Raw genomic sequence first — 16,442 nt, 5'->3', positions numbered from 1 at the left:
GTTCTAATATAAAGCTAACAGGGCCTGATGAGTCAATCGGATTACGGATTTTTCTGATTCATCAGTGGAATCAAAGGGATTCATGATGGACGTGCAACGCAAGCTGGAGATCCTGGCGGATGCCGCGAAATACGACGCCTCCTGCGCCTCCTCGGGCACCGAGCAGCGGGATTCCAGCGACGGCAGGGGCCTCGGCTCGACCGCGCCCGGCATGGGCATCTGCCATTCCTACGCTCCGGACGGACGCTGCATTTCGCTATTGAAGGTGCTGCTCACCAACGCCTGCAACTACGACTGCCTGTATTGCGTCAACCGCGCCTCCTCCAACGTGCCGCGCGCCCGCTTCACCATCGACGAGGTGGTGAAGCTGACGCTCGACTTCTACCGGCGCAACTATATCGAGGGACTCTTCCTCTCGTCCGGCATCATCCGCAGCGCCGACTACACGATGGAACAGGTGGTGAGCGTCGCGCGAAAACTGCGCGAGGAGCACCACTTCCGCGGCTACATTCATCTGAAGACCATTCCCGAAGCCGACGACACGCTGATCGCTGAGGCCGGCAAATATGCCGATCGCCTCTCCATCAACATCGAGGTGCCGGAGGAGACCAGCCTCGCCAAGCTTGCGCCGGAGAAGAACGTCCGCGCGATCCGCCGCACCATGGGACGACTACGGCTGAAGCTCGACGAAGCCGCGGAAAAGCCCGCGACGAAAACAAGGCCGCCGCGCTTCGCGCCGGCCGGCCAGAGCACGCAGATGATCGTCGGTGCGGATGGCGCAAGCGACCAGACCATCCTCACAACAAGCGCTAATCTCTATGGTGCCTACAGGCTCAAGCGCGTCTACTACTCGGCGTTCAGCCCGATTCCCGATGCCAGCCGCGCCCTGCCGCTGATCGCGCCGCCGCTGGTGCGCGAGCACAGGCTCTACCAGGCCGACTGGCTGATGCGGTTCTACGGGTTCGATGTCGGCGAGATCGCCGATGGACACGAAAACGGCATGCTGCCGCTCGACATCGATCCGAAGCTCGCCTGGGCGCTGCGCAACCGCCAGCGCTTTCCACTCGACGTCGCCAGCGCCAGCCGCGAGGAATTGCTGCGCGTGCCCGGCTTCGGCCGCAAGGCAGTCGACCGCATCATCGCGACGCGGCGCATCACCTCGATCCGCGTGGCCGATCTGGCACGGCTGCACATCCCCAGGAACAAGGCACTGCCGTTCATCGTTCTCAGTGACCATCGCCCGTCGGCACGCTTGCTGGATACGGCCGGACTGGTCGAGCGATTCAAGCCGAAGGCGACGCAACTCGGGTTTGGGTTTTGATGCACACCGTCACCCTCGACAGCGAAACCAACTTCGACGGCTGGCGGCAAGCCGCACGGCAGCTGGCATTGAACGGGGTGAAGCCGCAGGACGTGACGTGGATCGCGCGCAATGCCGAGCCGGAATTGTTTGCGGCGACGGAAGCTGACCACTTGCCCGATACGACCGAAGGCACCTTCAACGTGCCGGTCAAATTCGTCGAGCTGGCGAAGGCTGCGATCCTGCATCGCAACTCCGAACGCTTCGCCCTGCTCTATCGCCTGCTCTGGCGGATTCGCGGCGATCACGACCTGCTCGACGTCGCCACCGATCGCGATGTCTCGGAGATCAGCGCGATGGCACGCGCGGTGCATCGCGATGAACATAAGATGCATGCCTTCGTCCGCTTCCGCGAGGTCGGGCGCGTGAATACGCATTTCGTCGCCTGGTTCGAACCGGAGCATCATATCGTCGAGCTTGCTGCGCCATTCTTCGCCAAACGCTTTGCCGACATGCCTTGGTCAATCCTGACGCCCGATGTCTGCGCGCATTGGGACGGTCACGCGATCTCGATCACGCCGGGCGTCGCCAAATCCGAGGCGCCCAGCCAGGACCGGCTGGAGGAAACCTGGCGAAGCTATTACGCGGCGATCTTCAATCCGGCGCGGCTGAAGGTGAAAGCGATGCAAACCGAGATGCCGCAGAAATACTGGAGGAACCTGCCGGAGGCCTCGCTGATTAAGCCATTGATCGCGAGCGCGGAACGCACCACCGGCGCGATGATCGCGAACCAGCCGACCGAACCGCATAAGCCGCAGAAGCGGCCGGATGAGCCGATGGCCCGCAAGCAAGTCCAGGATGCGCCAGTCCACGACACGATCGCTGCGCTGCGCGACGAGGCCGTCGGTTGCCGCGCCTGCCCGCTGTGGAAGGACGCAACCCAGACCGTGTTCGGCGAGGGACCGCAAAGCGCCACGCTGATGCTGGTCGGCGAGCAGCCCGGCGACAAGGAAGATCTCGCAGGCCATCCCTTCGTCGGGCCGGCCGGGCAGATGCTCGATCGCGCGCTGCGGGAAGCCGGCATCGATCGCGCCGGGGTCTACATCACCAACGCGGTGAAGCACTTCAAATTCGTGCCGCGCGGCAAGATCCGGCTGCACCAGAAGCCGGCCACACCGGAGATCCGCGCCTGCCGGCAGTGGTACGAGCGCGAGCTCGCCGCCATCAAGCCGGAACTCGTGGTGGCGCTCGGCGCCACCGCAGCGCAATGCGTGCTGGGCAAGATCACACCCGTCAACAAGAACCGCGGCCGCCTGATGGACCAAGACGGAACCAAGGTGCTCGTCACCGTGCACCCGTCCTACCTGTTGCGGCTACCCGACGAAAAGGCTAAGGCGCTGGAATATCAGCGCTTTATCGACGACCTGAAAATCGCCGCAGATCGGTTGCGCAATTCGGCCTGAAGTTCCGCAAGACCGGCGGACCGGCGGAACCGGAGTAACCACACTTCGACGTGAAATTGTCCTCAACACGGACAAATACCTACAACCTTTAATTGATCCGTGGTACTGTGACGTGTTCCGCAGGTATCGGGCGTCATGTTCACGCCATGACGTACCCTGAGGCGGGCGCGCTGCGCGGTTTGCTAGCCCCGATCGTGCGGCGCGCCACCTCATCCTTCCATCCTGCTCCCCGCTCCTTTCTGCACTTCCACCATCCGCGACCATCACCGCCGACGTCTCGCCGGATTTCCGGTCGACAGAATCCTGCCGCCAAATGCCCGCCGGCGGGTTGCCTGCTCAGTGTGACCTCACCCGCACACAGTCTTGCCTTGCGGAACAAATGCGGGCCTCGTCGCTGTCATCACTGACCTTCTGTTGCTGAAGGTTGCCACGAGGCCGCGAAGGCGCGTGGGCCTTCAATGCGTTGCACAAATATTCGGCTCGATCTCCGCCACCGCGGATCGCCGGCGCAATTCACGGACCTGATTTCAATTGCTTGTCATATGCATGGATCAAAATCGGAGGCATTGGGACAGGAGTTTACCATGAGCGATATGGCGTTACCCGGCTCGATCGAGCCCGCCTTGAAAAAGGGTCCGGACCTCGACAAAGGCTTCCACCCCATGACGGGGATTATCTATTTGGGCGTGGTCGCGGCCGCGCTGCTGTTCGTTGCCTACAGCATCTATGCCGACGTCGATGCCACCGGCACGCGCGTCACGTCGTTCCTGCCGTACATCATGCTGTTCGTCGCGCTGCTGATCGCGCTCGGCTTCGAATTCGTCAACGGCTTCCACGACACCGCGAACGCCGTCGCAACCGTGATCTACACCCGCTCGCTGCCGGCGCATGTCGCCGTGGTGTGGTCGGGCATGTTCAACCTGTTCGGCGTGCTGCTCTCGAGCGGCGCCGTGGCGTTCGGCATCGTGTCGCTGCTCCCGGTCGAGCTGATACTGCAGGTCGGATCGAGCGCCGGCTTTGCGATGGTGTTCGCGCTCTTGATCGCCGCCATCATCTGGAATCTGGGCACCTGGTGGCTCGGTCTGCCGGCCTCGAGCTCGCATACCCTGATCGGCTCGATCATGGGCGTCGGCATCACCAACGCGCTGCTGCGCGGCCGTGACGGCACCTCGGGCGTCGACTGGTCACAGGCGACCAACATAGCCAAGGCGCTGCTGCTGTCGCCGCTGTTCGGCTTCGCGCTCGCGGCCGGCCTGCTCTATATCCTCAAGATCGCGCTGCAGCGCGCGACGCCGGCGTTGTTCGGCGAGCCGGTCGGCAACCAGCCGCCGCCGTGGTGGATCCGTGGCATCCTGATCCTGACCTGCACGCTGGTCAGCTTCTTCCACGGCTCGAACGACGGCCAGAAGGGCATGGGCCTGATCATGCTGATCCTGATCGGCACCGTGCCGACCGCCTATGCGCTGAACCGCGCGCTGCCCGCAAGCCAGATCGAGCAGTTCGCCGCGCACTCGACCGCGGCCAGCAAGGTCATCGAAGGCAAGGCCGCCGGCTACAACGTGATCGGCAATCCGCGCCCGGCCGTGACCAATTATGTCGCGCAGCACCAGATCAACGAAGGCACCTTTCCTTCGCTCGCCGTGCTGGTGCGCGACATCGGCCAGCAGGTTGCCCAATATGGCTCGCTGGCCAAGTTCCCGGCTGACGCGGTGGGCAACACCCGTAACGACATGTACCTGGCCTCCGAGGCGATCCGCTTCCTGATGAAGGACAAGGAGGCCGAACTGACCGCCGCCGACGTCGCCACGCTGAACGAGTACAAGGGCTCGCTCGATGCCGCGACCAAGTTCATCCCGAGCTGGGTGAAGTTCGCCGTCGCCATCGCGCTCGGCCTCGGCACCATGGTCGGCTGGAAGCGCATCGTCGTCACCGTCGGCGAGAAGATCGGCAAGACCCACTTGACCTATGCGCAGGGCGCCTGCGCCGAGATCACGGCGGCCGCGACGATCGCGGCGGCCGACGGCTACGGCCTGCCGGTCTCGACCACGCACGTGCTGTCGTCAGGCATCGCGGGCACCATGGCCGCCAACGGCTCCGGCCTGCAATGGGCGACCATCCGCAACATCGCAATGGCCTGGGTGCTGACCCTGCCGGCCGCGATGATCCTCTCGGGCTGCCTGTACTACGTGTTCTACCACGTGTTCTGATGCCCCCTGCCTTCGGCGCGGCGACGCGCCGGACGACAAAGGCCCGCACGTCAGGTGCGGGCCTTTTGCATTTGAACGTCCGGCTCAGGCCGCGTACGCCCTCGCTTCCTCGGCGAGCAGGCCGCGCGCCCATTTGTGCAGGCCCGATTTCGCCGTCCTGGCGCCCCAATACATGTCGATCGAGATCGGCACGCGGAACGGCAGTGATGCGACGTGCAGCCCGCCGCGCATCGCCCGTGCCAGGTGATGCGGAATGGTCGCAACCAGCCTTGTGCCGGCGATGATGCGCTCCAGACTGTCGTGGTTGGGAAGACTGACCACCGGCTCGATCTCGATCTTCCTCGTCTTCAGCGCCTCGAGGTAGAGCGGCTGCCACTCGCCGCTATGGGTGATGAAGACATGCTCGGCCCTCGCATAGGCCGACAGCGCGATCCGGCTCCGCGCCAGCGGATTGGCCGGATCCATCACGCAGACATAGTGATCGGTCATGATATGACGCCTGAAGATGCTTTCACCGACGATCCCGACCGGACCAAGCACGATGTCGCACTGGTTCTGCTTGAGATGGACGTCGCCATGGCCCGCGGCGTCGAGCAGGACCAGACGAATTCTTGGTGCGCCGGCACGCAGCCGCGCACTGAACTGCGGGATCAGGGTCTGGCGTTCGTGATGATTGCAGGAGATCGTCACGCTGCCCTGCGCCGTCGCGGGATCGAATTCGACCGCTGAGACCAACCCGTCGATCTCGCCGATCATGTCGCGCGCCCAGCCGACCAGCGCCGCGCAGCGCTCGGTGGCCGTCACGCCGTTGCCGTTGCGGACGAACAGCGGATCACCGAACGCGCCGCGCAGCCGCTCGATCGCATAGCTGATGGTGGACTGGTTGACGTCGAGGCGCTTGGCCGCCGCGGAGAACGACTGCAGGTCATAGACCAGCACGAGCGTCCGCAAGATCCCGATGTCGATCGGATCGATCGAGGAATTGGCCGTCACGCTGCACCTCCCGCCTTGCCGGTGCCCAGCCTAGCACAAGGTCATTCAATATTTCGATGGCCTAGATCAACTCAATCGAATTGAGCGATTGCACGTCCGGCGCTAGCCTTTCCGAAAAAGCGCTCCGGGAGGACCAATGACCTACGCCGTGCCCGTCGTCACCGACGTCTCGTATCGGGATCTGCTCGACGACCCCTATCCGATCTTCCGCCGCCTGCGCGAGATGGCGCCGGCGGTCTTCGTCGAGCCCGCCAAGCTGACACTGGTGACGCGCTTCGACGACATCGTGAGGATCGAGCGCGATCCCGCCACCTACTCCGCCGACAATCCGGCCTCGCTGGTCAACAAGGTGATGGGGCCGACCTTCATGCGCAAGGACGGCGCCGAGCATGCGATCGGCCGCAAGGCGATCGAACCCTCGTTCCGCCCGGCCACGATCAAGGAATACTGGGCGCCGAAATTCACCGCGATCGCCAACACGCTGATCGATGATCTGTCCGCGGCCGATGAGGCCGATCTGTTCTCCGCGCTGGCCGCTCCGATGGCCTCGCTCAGCCTGATGGCGATGATCGGGTTTCGCGCGATGCCGTGGCAGACGCTGGCCGCGTGGTCGCAGGCGCTGATCGACGGCGCCGGCAATTACGCCGCCGATGCCGAGGTCGAACGCAAGGCGATGCGGGCGAGCGCCGATGTCGATGCCGCGATCGACGCGGTGCTCGACGATCATCGCAGCCAGCCGAATCCTTCGATCCTGTCCTCGATGGTCAATGCCGAGCCGCCGATGCCGCTCGAGGGCATCCGCGCCAACATCAAGGTGATCATCGGCGGCGGGCTGAACGAACCGCGCGATGCGATCCTGACCCTCGTGCTCGGCCTCCTGCAAAACCCGGCGCAGCAGGACAACGTGCTGGCCAGGCCCGAGCTGTGGCCCGCAGCGCTGGAGGAAGCGGTGCGCTGGATCTCGCCGATCGGCATGTATCCGCGCCGTGTCACCCGCGATGTCGAACTCTCCGGCACCACGCTGCCGCGCGACCTTCAGATCGGCCTCTGCGTCGGCGCGGCGAACCGCGACGACAGCCGCTTCGCCGAGCCCGATCGCTTCGACGTGACGCGGCCGAAGCAATCGCATCTGGCGTTCGGCGCCGGGCCGCATTTCTGCGCCGGCACCTGGGTGTCGCGGCTCACCGTCGGCAAGATCGTGGTGCCGATGCTGTTCGACCGGCTGCGCAATCTGCGCCTCCGCGAGGAGACGCCGCCCGTCGTTCGCGGCTGGGTGTTCCGCGGCCCGGTCACGCTGCCGGTGCGCTGGGACGCGTGAGGCTCACGCCGCCAGCGCGTCCTCCACGATCTTCACGAAATACGAGGTGCCGTACACGATCGCCTCGTCGTTGAAATTGTAGGCGGGGTGATGCAAGCCCGCGCTGTCGCCGTTGCCGCAGAAGATGAAGGCGCCGGGCCGCGCTTCCAGCATGTACGAAAAGTCCTCGCCGCCCATCAGCGGCGGCATCGTATGCACGTTGCCGTCGCCGGCCACTTCCTTGGCGATGCGGGTCGCGAATTCGGTCTGCGAGGCGTGGTTGACGGTGACCGGATAGCCGCGCTTGTAGTCGAGATCGATCCGGGCGCCGGTCAGCTGGGCGACGCCCTTGACCACTTCGCCGATGCGCTTCTCTATCAACTGCCGGACCTCCGGGGTCAGGGTGCGCACGGTGCCGCGCAGCACCGCGGTCTGCGGGATCACGTTGCGGGCATGGCCGGCATGGAATTCGCAAATCGAGATCACGGCGGAATCGAGCGGATCGACGCTGCGCGACACAATCGACTGCAGCGCGGTGATGAGCTGCGCGCCGACCATCACGGAATCGATGCATTTGTGCGGCCGCGCCGCGTGGCCGCCGAGCCCTTCGATGTTGATATTGACCTCGTCGGTGGAGGCCATGATCGGGCCGGAGCGGATCGCGAACGAGCCGATCGGAATCCCCGGACCGTTGTGCATGCCGTAGACCTGCTGGACGCCGAAGCGGTCCATCAAGCCGTCCTTGATCATCGCGGCTGCACCGGCCCCGCCCTCCTCGGCCGGCTGGAAGATCACGACCGCATCGCCGGCGAAATTGCGCGTCTCGGCGAGATAGCGCGCCGCGCCGAGCAGCATCGCGGTGTGGCCGTCATGGCCGCAGGCGTGCATCTTGCCCGGCGTCTTCGAGGCGTAAGGCAGGTTGGTTTCCTCGTGGATCGGCAGCGCATCCATGTCGGCGCGCAGGCCGATCACCTTGACGTCGCCCTTGGCCGCGCCCTTCTTGCCCTTGATGACCCCGACGACGCCGGTCTTGCCGAGACCGGTCACGACCTCGTCGCAACCGAATTCCCTGAGCCGGTCGGCCACGAATGATGCAGTGCGGTGCACATCGTAGAGCAGCTCGGGATGTTCATGGATGTTGCGGCGCCAGGCCTGGATATCGGGTTGCAGATCGGCGACGCGATTGACGATGGGCATGGGAATTCTGGCCTCAGAGGTTAGACGTAAGTCCTCTTAGCATGCAAGAGCCGGTCCACCCAAACAGATGTGACATGCCGCCGGCTGGGGCCTGCATTCGCAAACGGGATACGACATGGTCTTCGGACACGGCATCGCGCGCCTTTTTGCGCAAGCCTGTGAGGGCCAGGACTGATACGATCCCATTCGACCAAAGCCCAATGGTGCGCGAAATATCCCGCGTGGATACTACTTGAAGTTTTCGCACCGAAATCCTCCACCTTCAAAGAAGGGGCGGCTGCATGACGCCGGATCAGGCGGTCCTTTTCTCCACCATCATTCTGCTGGTGCCGATGGGTTACTTCCTGCTGGCGGCACCGGCGTTCCTGCTTGTGAAGCTCGACCTCCCGCCGGTCACCCACCTGCTGCGCGGCATGTTCAATGCCTACTTCCTGGTGCTGACCATCTCCGGCGTGATCGGGACGCTCGCCTTTGCCGTGGCGGGCCGGCCGACCACGGCACTTTGCATCGCATTGATCGCCGCTTTCGCCGTGCTGGCGCGGCGATGGTTTCTACGCCGGCTCGATGCCGAAGCAGACGCGAGAGATTCAGGTGATCCCACCGCGGTGCGGCGGCTGCGCCGGCTGCATTGGGGCGGCATGCTGTGCAATGCGGTCCAGGTGTTCGCGCTGGTCGCCAGCATTCCCTACATGGCGCCGCTGCCCTAAACCTCACGTTTTCCGATGCGGATCGTATTTCGAAAGCACGTCCTTGAGATAATCCCGGCTTTTCCATTCGGGGGCGGGCGGCTCGTATCCGGGCCGAGGAACGAACGGATTCGCCGGCACATCAGCTGAAGCGCCCATCAGGTCCGGAATATAGCGCGGGCAATTGGGAAAGATTTCGCACTTGACGCGCACGACGACCTTCGCGCCATGGTGCCGGGCAAGCGCTTCCACGCTGTCGTCGATTGTTGCCTTGCCGCGGATGCGCGTGCGAAACGTCTTGCCGTCAAGGCGGACGAACAGCAACCCGACATTCGGGTTGCGGTGGATGTTGCCGAGCGTGCGGTACATGTTGTTGCCGTCATACTCGGGGTACTCGAGCGTGTCGGGCCCGGTGATCTTCACGAAGCCTGGATCGCCGGACCGCATCGAGCAATCGACGTTGTCCTGATAGCTCGTCGCAACGAAAAAGAACCGCGTCTCTTCGATGAGCTTGCGGTCCTGCTCCCAGAATTCGAAGTGGAGACGATGCTTCTCAAGACCGTCGGCGACGCGGCGGCCGTCGAAACGGTCCTGCAGCTCACGCATTCCATCGTGGTAGAATGGGGCGCGGATCGGGTCTGCCACGGGAATCCTCCGGCAAGTTGAGCTTGGCAATTGAGGCGGCCAATGCAACGAAAGCCTATTCGTTCGGCACAGGCGTGAAAAGCCATCGAAGGTCGAATTGGCGAAAGACGTCGATGACGGCCGTGCTCGCGGTGCCCGGCGTCGGCACGCTGATGCTGATCGTCTGCGTTCCCCGAGCGAGACATCAGGTCACATAGCCCGCACCGAGCCGTCCCTGATCATCCAGCGCACGCCCGGTATCCACTGCCGGGCTTGTCTCGACCGGCGGCGTCTGACTAATAGACGTCAACAAAAGACGCTTGCCGGGAACGAGGACATGCCGCGAAGGCTCGAGGGTGATTTCGACTACATTATCGTCGGCGCGGGCACGGCGGGCTGCATCGTGGCCAACCGCCTGTCGGCCGATCCGAGCAAGCGCGTGCTGCTGTTGGAAGCCGGCGGCAAGGACAACTGGATCTGGTTTCATATCCCGGTCGGCTATCTCTTCGCGATCGGCAATCCGCGCTCGGACTGGATGTTCAAGACCGAGGCCGAGCCGGGCCTCAACGGCCGTGCGCTCGCCTATCCGCGCGGCAAGGTGATCGGCGGCTCGTCGGCGATCAACGCCATGATCTCGATGCGCGGCCAGGCCGCAGACTACGATCACTGGCGGCAGCTCGGCCTCACCGGCTGGAGCTACAGCGACGTGCTGCCGGCGTTCAAGAAGCTGGAGGATCACTTCCTCGGTGCAAGCGAGCATCACGGCGTCGGCGGCGGCTGGCGCATCGAAGCGCCGCGGCTGTCGTGGCAGATCCTCGATGCGGTCGGCGATGCCGCCGAGGAGATGGGTATCAAGCGGATTGCGGATTTCAACACCGGCGACAATGAAGGCACCAGCTACTTCCACGTCAACCAGAAGCGCGGCCGGCGCTGGTCGTCGGCGCGCGGTTTCTTGAAGCCGGTGCTCAACCGCAGCAATCTCAGGCTGGAAACCAACGTGCTGGTCGATCGCTTGATCATCGAGAGCGGCCGCGCCGCCGGCGTGCTGTTCCGCCAGGGCAATGAGACTGTGGAAGCGCGCGCCCGGGGCGAAGTGATTCTCTGCGCCGGCTCGATCGGCACCACGCAGGTGCTGCACCGCTCGGGCATCGGCCCGTCCGAATGGCTGTCGCCGCTCGGCATCGACATCGTCGCTGACATGCAGGGCATCGGCCACAATCTGCAGGATCATCTGCAGCAGCGCGCGATCTACAAGGTGTCGGGCGTGCGCACGCTGAACGAGACCTATTACAACCTCGTCCGGCGCGGCCTGATGGGCCTCGACTACGCGTTCCGCCGCCGCGGTCCGCTGACCATGGCGCCGTCGCAGCTCGGCATCTTCACGCGCTCGGATGCGACGCGCTCGCGCGCCAACATCCAGTTCCACGTGCAGCCGCTGTCGCTCGACAAGTTCGGCGATCCCCTGCATCGCTTCCCCGCGATCACGGTCAGCGCCTGCAACCTGCAACCGAGCTCGCGCGGCACGGTGCGGATCAAATCGACCGCGCCCGACGACAAGCCGTCGATCGCGCCGAATTACCTCTCGACCGACGACGACCGCCAGGTCGCGGCCGACGCGATCCGCACCACGCGCAGACTGATGAAGCAGAAGGCGCTGGAGCAATATCATCCCGAGGAATTCCTGCCCGGCCCCTCGGTCGGCGACGACGACGCCTCGCTCGCCAAGGCCGCCGGAGACATCGGCACCACGATCTTCCACCCGGTCGGCACCGCGAAGATGGGAACGGCCAACGATCCGATGGCCGTGGTCGACGAACGCCTGCGCTTCTACGGCCTGCACGGCCTGCGCATCGCGGATGCCTCCGTGATGCCGACCATCACCTCCGGCAATACCAACACGCCGACCGCGATGATCGCCGAGAAGGGCGCGGCGATGATCCTCAGGGATGCAAGATAGCAATTCATGACGCAGCCGCAGCGAATTCTGGTTGGCGATGTCGGCGCGCAGGTCGCGGTGAAGCGATGGGGCGATCCCGCCTCGGGCAAGCCTGTGGCGCTGCTGCTGCACGGCACCGGCTTTGTCGCCGAGGTCTGGACCGAGGTCGCGGAAGCGCTCGCCGCCGACTACACCGTCTATGCGTACGACCGGCGCGGCCACGGCTTGAGCCACAAGCCCCCCACCGAGCGCTATCACTTCGAGGATTTCGCCGGTGACGTTTGTACCGTGGTCGAACGCATGGACCTGAAGGACATCTACGGCATCGGCCACAGCGCCGGCGCGACCGACCTGCTGCTGGCAACGAAGTTGATGCCGGACCGCTTCGCTCGGCTGTTCGTGACGGAGCCGACCGCGATGGACCCGCACGCGCCGCGCGCCGGCGACCTGAGTGGCATCTCGAACGCGTCACTGCAAGGCGTGCTGCGCCGTCGCGCCGAATTCGACAATGCCGAAGATCTGTTCCGACGGCTGCGCGCCGCGCCAACCTTCGCGACGTGGACCGAGCGGTCGCTGTGGGCCTATGTGCATCACGGCTTCGCGCGGCTCGATGACGGCCGCATGCAACTGCGCTGCACGCCCGAAATCGAACAGGCGATGCTCAGGCCGATCTTCCAGGCCATGGAGCAGATCTATACCGGCGATTCCCGCGGCAATCCGTTCCCGTGGTTCTCCGAGATCGCCTGCCCGGTCCGCATCGCGACCGCCGAACAGTCATGGCCGATCTACAAGGAGATGGCCGACCGCGCCGCAGCCCTGATCCCGTACACCAGCCGCTGGACCTTCGATGGCGTCGGCCATTGCGTCGCGCAGGAGGCGCCGGAGCTGATGATTGCGGCGGTTCGGACGTTCGCCGCGCGCGCGGACTAAGGCACGATGAGATCATGTTGAATCGTCATCGCGCTTTAGATTCTTGTTTAAGCATGATCTTTTCGGAAAATCGCTTCGCACTTTTCCGGATCATGCTTGAGGGCTGCCGTCACCCAGCCCAAAGAAAACGCCGCCCCCTTGCGGGGACGGCGGAAGCCACTCACGCAGTACTGGAACTTGTTATTGGTGTTTGCCGTGGTGCTCGGCGTGATGCCGGCTTGCTTCGGTGTGGTGATGCTGGGCATGGCTCGCATGGCCATGGGCGCTGTGCGCGTGATGCGCCGCCTTCTCGTGATTGCCCTCTTCGTGGTGCTTGGCGGCTTCGCGGTGATGACGCGCCGCGTGCTCGTGATGCTCGGCTGCCTTGTGGTAATGCTCAACGCCTGCGTGGTCGCTCATGATGATCTCCCGGTCTGGCGAGTGAAGTCCGCCATCTTTAAGCAGGAGCGCTGACATTATGCTGACGGCTGCAAGACAGCTTTGTTGCGGCCGTTCATCTACGTTGCTGCCGCCGACCGTGTTCCGAGGATCGGTAGACCCTGGGCTCGCCCCTGGTCACCTTGAGGGCGTCCTCGGCGACCATCACCCAGCCGACCAGCGGCGCGCCGGCGTGGCGCCGGCAATCGGTGCAGTGACACAGCGCATGGACGACCGGTTCCCCGGTGACCTCGTAACGAATCTCGCCGCAGTGACAGCCGCCGGTCACATTGCCCGTGGTTTCCTCCAACTTATCAGGGGTTTGCCGGGGTCGATAACGTTGCAGCCCCGACGCCTTCAATGGCGCATCTCGCCCTTGCGGCCACCTGTCGCGGGCTGGCCCGTATGGTGGGCCGCCGGGCTCTCACGAAATCGTCATCCCCTCCCTCAACCCTCTCCAAAGCCGCGGGAATAAAGCCCTGGGGCCGCCGATCACCTCCCCGGAAACCCAATCCCTGGGACCACGGGAGACTTGTCATGAGCGGACACGATCACAATCACCACGATGAGGAAAAAGGCGTCAGCCGACGCAAGGTGCTGGAATGCATGACCTGGGCCGGCACCGGCGTGCTGTGGACCGTCACCGGCGGCGTGCCGCATTCGCTCGGCATCGTCGGCTCGGCCAAGGCCGCGGAAGCGACCGGCATGACCTTCATGCAGATCAGCGACAGCCATGTCGGCTTCGACAAGCCGGCCAATCCGAACGCCATCGGCACGCTGGAGGAGGCGATCAACAAGGTCAAGGGGATGCAGGTCAAGCCGTCCTTCATGATCCACACCGGCGACATCACGCATCTGTCGAAGGCGTCCGAATTCGACGACGCCGATCGCATCATCTCGCAGGCCAAGCTCGACGTGCATTACGTGCCGGGCGAGCACGACTTCATCGACGAAGAGGTCAAGCTCTACAAGGAGCGCTACGGCAAGGGCACCAAGGGTCCGGGCTACTATTCGTTCGACGCCGGCGGCGTCCACTTCGTCGGCCTCGTCAACGTCGTCGACCTCAAGGGCGGCGGCCTCGGCAATCTCGGCAACGAGCAGCTGGAATGGCTGGAGAACGACCTCAAGGGCCGTTCGAAGTCGACCCCGATCGTGCTGTTCGCCCACATCCCGCTGTGGACGGTCTATCCGCAATGGGGCTGGGGCACCGAGGACGGCGCCCGCGCGCTGGAATACGTCAAGGGCTTCGGCTCGGTCACCGTGCTCAACGGCCACATCCACCAGGTGATGCAGAAGGTCGAGGGCAACGTCACCTTCCACACCGCGCGTTCGACCGCCTTCCCGCAGCCGGCGCCGGGTGCCGCGCCCTCGCCCGGCCCGATGAAGGTCGAGGATGCCAAGCTGCGCAGCATGCTCGGCGTCGCCAGCATCAACTTCAAGCAGAACAGCCAGCCGCTGGCGATCATCGACACGCCGCTGCAAGGCTGACGGATCCGGCTGAGGAAAGAGACGATGAGTACGATCAATCGACGCGACTTCGGGATCGCCGTGGTCGCGGCCATGTTGCTGCCGGTCACTGCGGCCCGCGCCGAAGACACCGCGGTCCACATCGACAATTTCTCGTTCACGCCGAACCCGCTCGACGTGAAGGTCGGCACGACAGTGACCTGGACCAACCGCGACGACATCCCGCACACCGTGGTGTGCGCGGGGAAATTCCGCTCCAAGACCATGGATACCGACGGCACCTTCTCGTTCACCTTCACGGAGCCCGGCGAGTACAAGTATTTCTGCTCGCTGCATCCGCACATGACAGGCAGTATCAAGGTTGGGTAACGTGACCAGCCATACAATCACAGCCATGCCCGGCCGGTGGCCCTCAGCCCCCGGCCGGGCACAAGCCGTCTCTCGACCAGCCGGGCAGGACACGATGGTTGTCAACGCGTCGCAAGACGATCCCGAAAAGGCACGGCGCTTCCGCGAGGCCGCGCTGCCCTACCTTGACGACGCCTACACCCTGGCGCGCTATCTGCTGCGCGATGCCGCCGATGCGGAGGACGCGGTGCAGGAATGCTACCTGCGCGCCTACAAGCATTTCGACAGCTACCGCGGACCTGCGATGAAACCGTGGCTGTTCGCGATCCTGCGCAATGTCTGCCGCGCCGAATATGCCCGCCGCAAGACCGCCCCCACCGCGGTCGAGGAGCTGCCCGAGGGCGGCGATCAGACCCCGATGTGGAACGAAGCCCCGGAGACACCCGAGAAGCAGATGCTGCGCCGCTTCGACGGCGACACCGTGCGCAAGCTGGTCGCGGCGCTCGCCGAGCCGTTCCGCGAGACCTTTGTGCTCAGGGAAATCCAGAATCTTTCATACCGCGAGATCGCCGATGTCGCCGCCGTGCCGGTCGGCACCGTGATGTCCCGTCTCGCGCGCGCCCGCGCCATGCTGCGATCAGCCTGGCTCGCGGAACAGGAGCAAGCGAAATGACCTGCGAGGAAGCCGAAGTGCTGATCCACGCGCTGATCGACGGCGAACTCGACGCCGGCCATGCACGCGAAGTGGAAGCCCATGTCGAGGGGTGCGCGCATTGCGCCGCTCTCATGAAGGACTATCAGGAGATCCGCCAGGCGATGGCCGAGAGCGACCTGCGCTACAAGGCGCCGCTCGAGCTGCGCCGCAAGATCGAGAAGGCGCTGCCGCAGCCGCAGGCGGCGCCGAGCCGGCGCTCGGTGCTGCGCGGCTTTGCGATGGGCTCGGCGGTATCGGCGATGGCCGCGACGGGGCTGGTCGCGATCGTGCTGCGCAACGACGACGAGCAGCGCATCGAGAACGAGGTGGTGTCGGCGCATCTGCGCTCGCTGCAGGCCGGTCATCTGATCGACGTGGTCTCGACCGATCAGCATACGGTCAAGCCCTGGTTCAACGGCAAGCTCGACGTCTCGCCGCCGGTGATCGACCTCACCGCGCAGGGCTTCACGCTGATCGGCGGCCGGCTCGACTACGTCAACGCCCGCGAGATCGGCGCCGTGGTCTACAAGCGGCGCCAGCACGTGATCAACCTGTTCGTGGCGCAGACCGCCAGTACCGAACGCAAGACCGCGAAGGTCTCGACCTTGCAGGGCTTCAACATCCGGCGCTGGAGCGACCGCGGCCTGAATTACTGGGCGGTCAGCGATCTCGGCGCCGACGAGCTGACCGAGTTCGGCGACAAGTTCGAGAGCGCGATGCGCGCGAACAAGGAAGGGTGATTCGACCCACCAATCGTCGTTGCGAGGAGCGACAGCGACGAAGCAATCCACATCTCAGCCCGCCGTGCGATGGATTGCTTCGCGGAACCTGGCATCGGGCGGCGCTGCGCGCCGACCCGGTGGCTCGCAATGACGGATGAGAT

The 16,442-nt window shown here is 64.6% G+C and carries 16 protein-coding genes; 12 read left to right on the top strand and 4 right to left on the bottom strand.

Features of this window, described 5'->3' with window-relative positions:
• Window positions 1-85 precede the first annotated feature (85 nt).
• The 3 genes from JQ507_09965 to JQ507_09955 all read left to right on the top strand — a co-directional run bounded on the left by JQ507_09965 (window position 86) and on the right by JQ507_09955 (window position 4,970).
• The gene (locus tag JQ507_09965) at window positions 86-1,321 is read left to right on the top strand and encodes a putative DNA modification/repair radical SAM protein (GenBank protein ID QRI73273.1); all 1,236 of its coding nucleotides are present in this window, start codon (window positions 86-88) and stop codon (window positions 1,319-1,321) included.
• Window positions 1,321-2,763 carry a UdgX family uracil-DNA binding protein gene (locus tag JQ507_09960; GenBank protein ID QRI71769.1) on the top strand — a complete coding sequence of 481 codons (1,443 nt, stop codon included), beginning with the start codon at window positions 1,321-1,323 and terminating at the stop codon, window positions 2,761-2,763. Before JQ507_09965 ends, JQ507_09960 begins: the two co-directional genes overlap by 1 nt.
• Window positions 2,764-3,347: 584 nt before the next feature.
• The gene (locus JQ507_09955; protein QRI71768.1) at window positions 3,348-4,970 is read left to right on the top strand and encodes an inorganic phosphate transporter; all 1,623 of its coding nucleotides are present in this window, start codon (window positions 3,348-3,350) and stop codon (window positions 4,968-4,970) included.
• An 84-nt stretch (window positions 4,971-5,054) separates the two neighbouring features.
• Here the strand turns inward: JQ507_09955 and JQ507_09950 are convergent, their stop codons facing one another.
• The gene (locus tag JQ507_09950) at window positions 5,055-5,963 is read right to left on the bottom strand and encodes a LysR family transcriptional regulator (protein ID QRI71767.1); all 909 of its coding nucleotides are present in this window, start codon (window positions 5,961-5,963) and stop codon (window positions 5,055-5,057) included.
• Window positions 5,964-6,099: 136 nt separating this feature from the next.
• On the opposite strand from JQ507_09950, the gene JQ507_09945 reads away from it, so the two are divergent.
• Complete coding sequence (locus JQ507_09945) at window positions 6,100-7,281, top strand: cytochrome P450 (protein QRI71766.1); 1,182 nt, start codon at window positions 6,100-6,102, stop codon at window positions 7,279-7,281.
• A gap of 3 nt (window positions 7,282-7,284) precedes the next feature.
• Here the strand turns inward: JQ507_09945 and JQ507_09940 are convergent, their stop codons facing one another.
• Window positions 7,285-8,457: an amidohydrolase gene (locus JQ507_09940; GenBank protein QRI71765.1), complete on the bottom strand. Its 1,173-nt coding sequence runs from the start codon at window positions 8,455-8,457 to the stop codon at window positions 7,285-7,287.
• 281 nt (window positions 8,458-8,738) lie between these two features.
• On the opposite strand from JQ507_09940, the gene JQ507_09935 reads away from it, so the two are divergent.
• Window positions 8,739-9,164 (top strand): hypothetical protein, encoded by a 426-nt coding sequence (locus tag JQ507_09935; protein ID QRI71764.1) that lies wholly within the window; start codon window positions 8,739-8,741, stop codon window positions 9,162-9,164.
• Between the two features lie 3 nt (window positions 9,165-9,167).
• Here the strand turns inward: JQ507_09935 and JQ507_09930 are convergent, their stop codons facing one another.
• Entirely contained in the window at window positions 9,168-9,788 is a 621-nt protein-coding gene (locus JQ507_09930) for a pyridoxamine 5'-phosphate oxidase family protein (protein ID QRI71763.1), read from the bottom strand.
• Between the two features lie 316 nt (window positions 9,789-10,104).
• Here JQ507_09930 and JQ507_09925 point away from each other — a divergent pair, with 316 nt between their 5' ends.
• The 3 genes from JQ507_09925 (at window position 10,105) to JQ507_09915 (ending at window position 13,086) form a co-directional block, all read left to right on the top strand.
• Window positions 10,105-11,724: a GMC family oxidoreductase N-terminal domain-containing protein gene (locus tag JQ507_09925; protein ID QRI71762.1), complete on the top strand. Its 1,620-nt coding sequence runs from the start codon at window positions 10,105-10,107 to the stop codon at window positions 11,722-11,724.
• A gap of 6 nt (window positions 11,725-11,730) precedes the next feature.
• On the top strand, window positions 11,731-12,633 hold the full coding sequence (locus JQ507_09920; GenBank protein ID QRI71761.1) for an alpha/beta hydrolase: 903 nt from the start codon (window positions 11,731-11,733) through the stop codon (window positions 12,631-12,633).
• 96 nt (window positions 12,634-12,729) lie between these two features.
• Entirely contained in the window at window positions 12,730-13,086 is a 357-nt protein-coding gene (locus JQ507_09915) for a hypothetical protein (GenBank protein QRI71760.1), read from the top strand.
• A 40-nt stretch (window positions 13,087-13,126) separates the two neighbouring features.
• Here the strand turns inward: JQ507_09915 and JQ507_09910 are convergent, their stop codons facing one another.
• The gene (locus JQ507_09910) at window positions 13,127-13,339 is read right to left on the bottom strand and encodes a GFA family protein (protein QRI73272.1); all 213 of its coding nucleotides are present in this window, start codon (window positions 13,337-13,339) and stop codon (window positions 13,127-13,129) included.
• Window positions 13,340-13,587: 248 nt separating this feature from the next.
• On the opposite strand from JQ507_09910, the gene JQ507_09905 reads away from it, so the two are divergent.
• The 4 genes from JQ507_09905 to JQ507_09890 all read left to right on the top strand — a co-directional run bounded on the left by JQ507_09905 (window position 13,588) and on the right by JQ507_09890 (window position 16,299).
• Window positions 13,588-14,538 carry a metallophosphoesterase gene (locus JQ507_09905; protein ID QRI71759.1) on the top strand — a complete coding sequence of 317 codons (951 nt, stop codon included), beginning with the start codon at window positions 13,588-13,590 and terminating at the stop codon, window positions 14,536-14,538.
• 24 nt (window positions 14,539-14,562) lie between these two features.
• Complete coding sequence (locus tag JQ507_09900) at window positions 14,563-14,886, top strand: cupredoxin family copper-binding protein (protein QRI71758.1); 324 nt, start codon at window positions 14,563-14,565, stop codon at window positions 14,884-14,886.
• Window positions 14,887-14,980: 94 nt separating this feature from the next.
• The gene (locus tag JQ507_09895) at window positions 14,981-15,538 is read left to right on the top strand and encodes a sigma-70 family RNA polymerase sigma factor (GenBank protein ID QRI71757.1); all 558 of its coding nucleotides are present in this window, start codon (window positions 14,981-14,983) and stop codon (window positions 15,536-15,538) included.
• Window positions 15,535-16,299 (top strand): anti-sigma factor, encoded by a 765-nt coding sequence (locus tag JQ507_09890; GenBank protein ID QRI71756.1) that lies wholly within the window; start codon window positions 15,535-15,537, stop codon window positions 16,297-16,299. The genes JQ507_09895 and JQ507_09890 overlap by 4 nt, the downstream gene beginning before the upstream one ends.
• Window positions 16,300-16,442 lie beyond the last annotated feature (143 nt).

The organism is Bradyrhizobium sp. PSBB068 (assembly GCA_016839165.1).
Taxonomy (GTDB): Bacteria; Pseudomonadota; Alphaproteobacteria; order Rhizobiales; family Xanthobacteraceae; genus Bradyrhizobium.
Note: the sequence above shows the minus strand (reverse complement) of the source record. Positions and strands in the feature narration are given on the sequence as shown.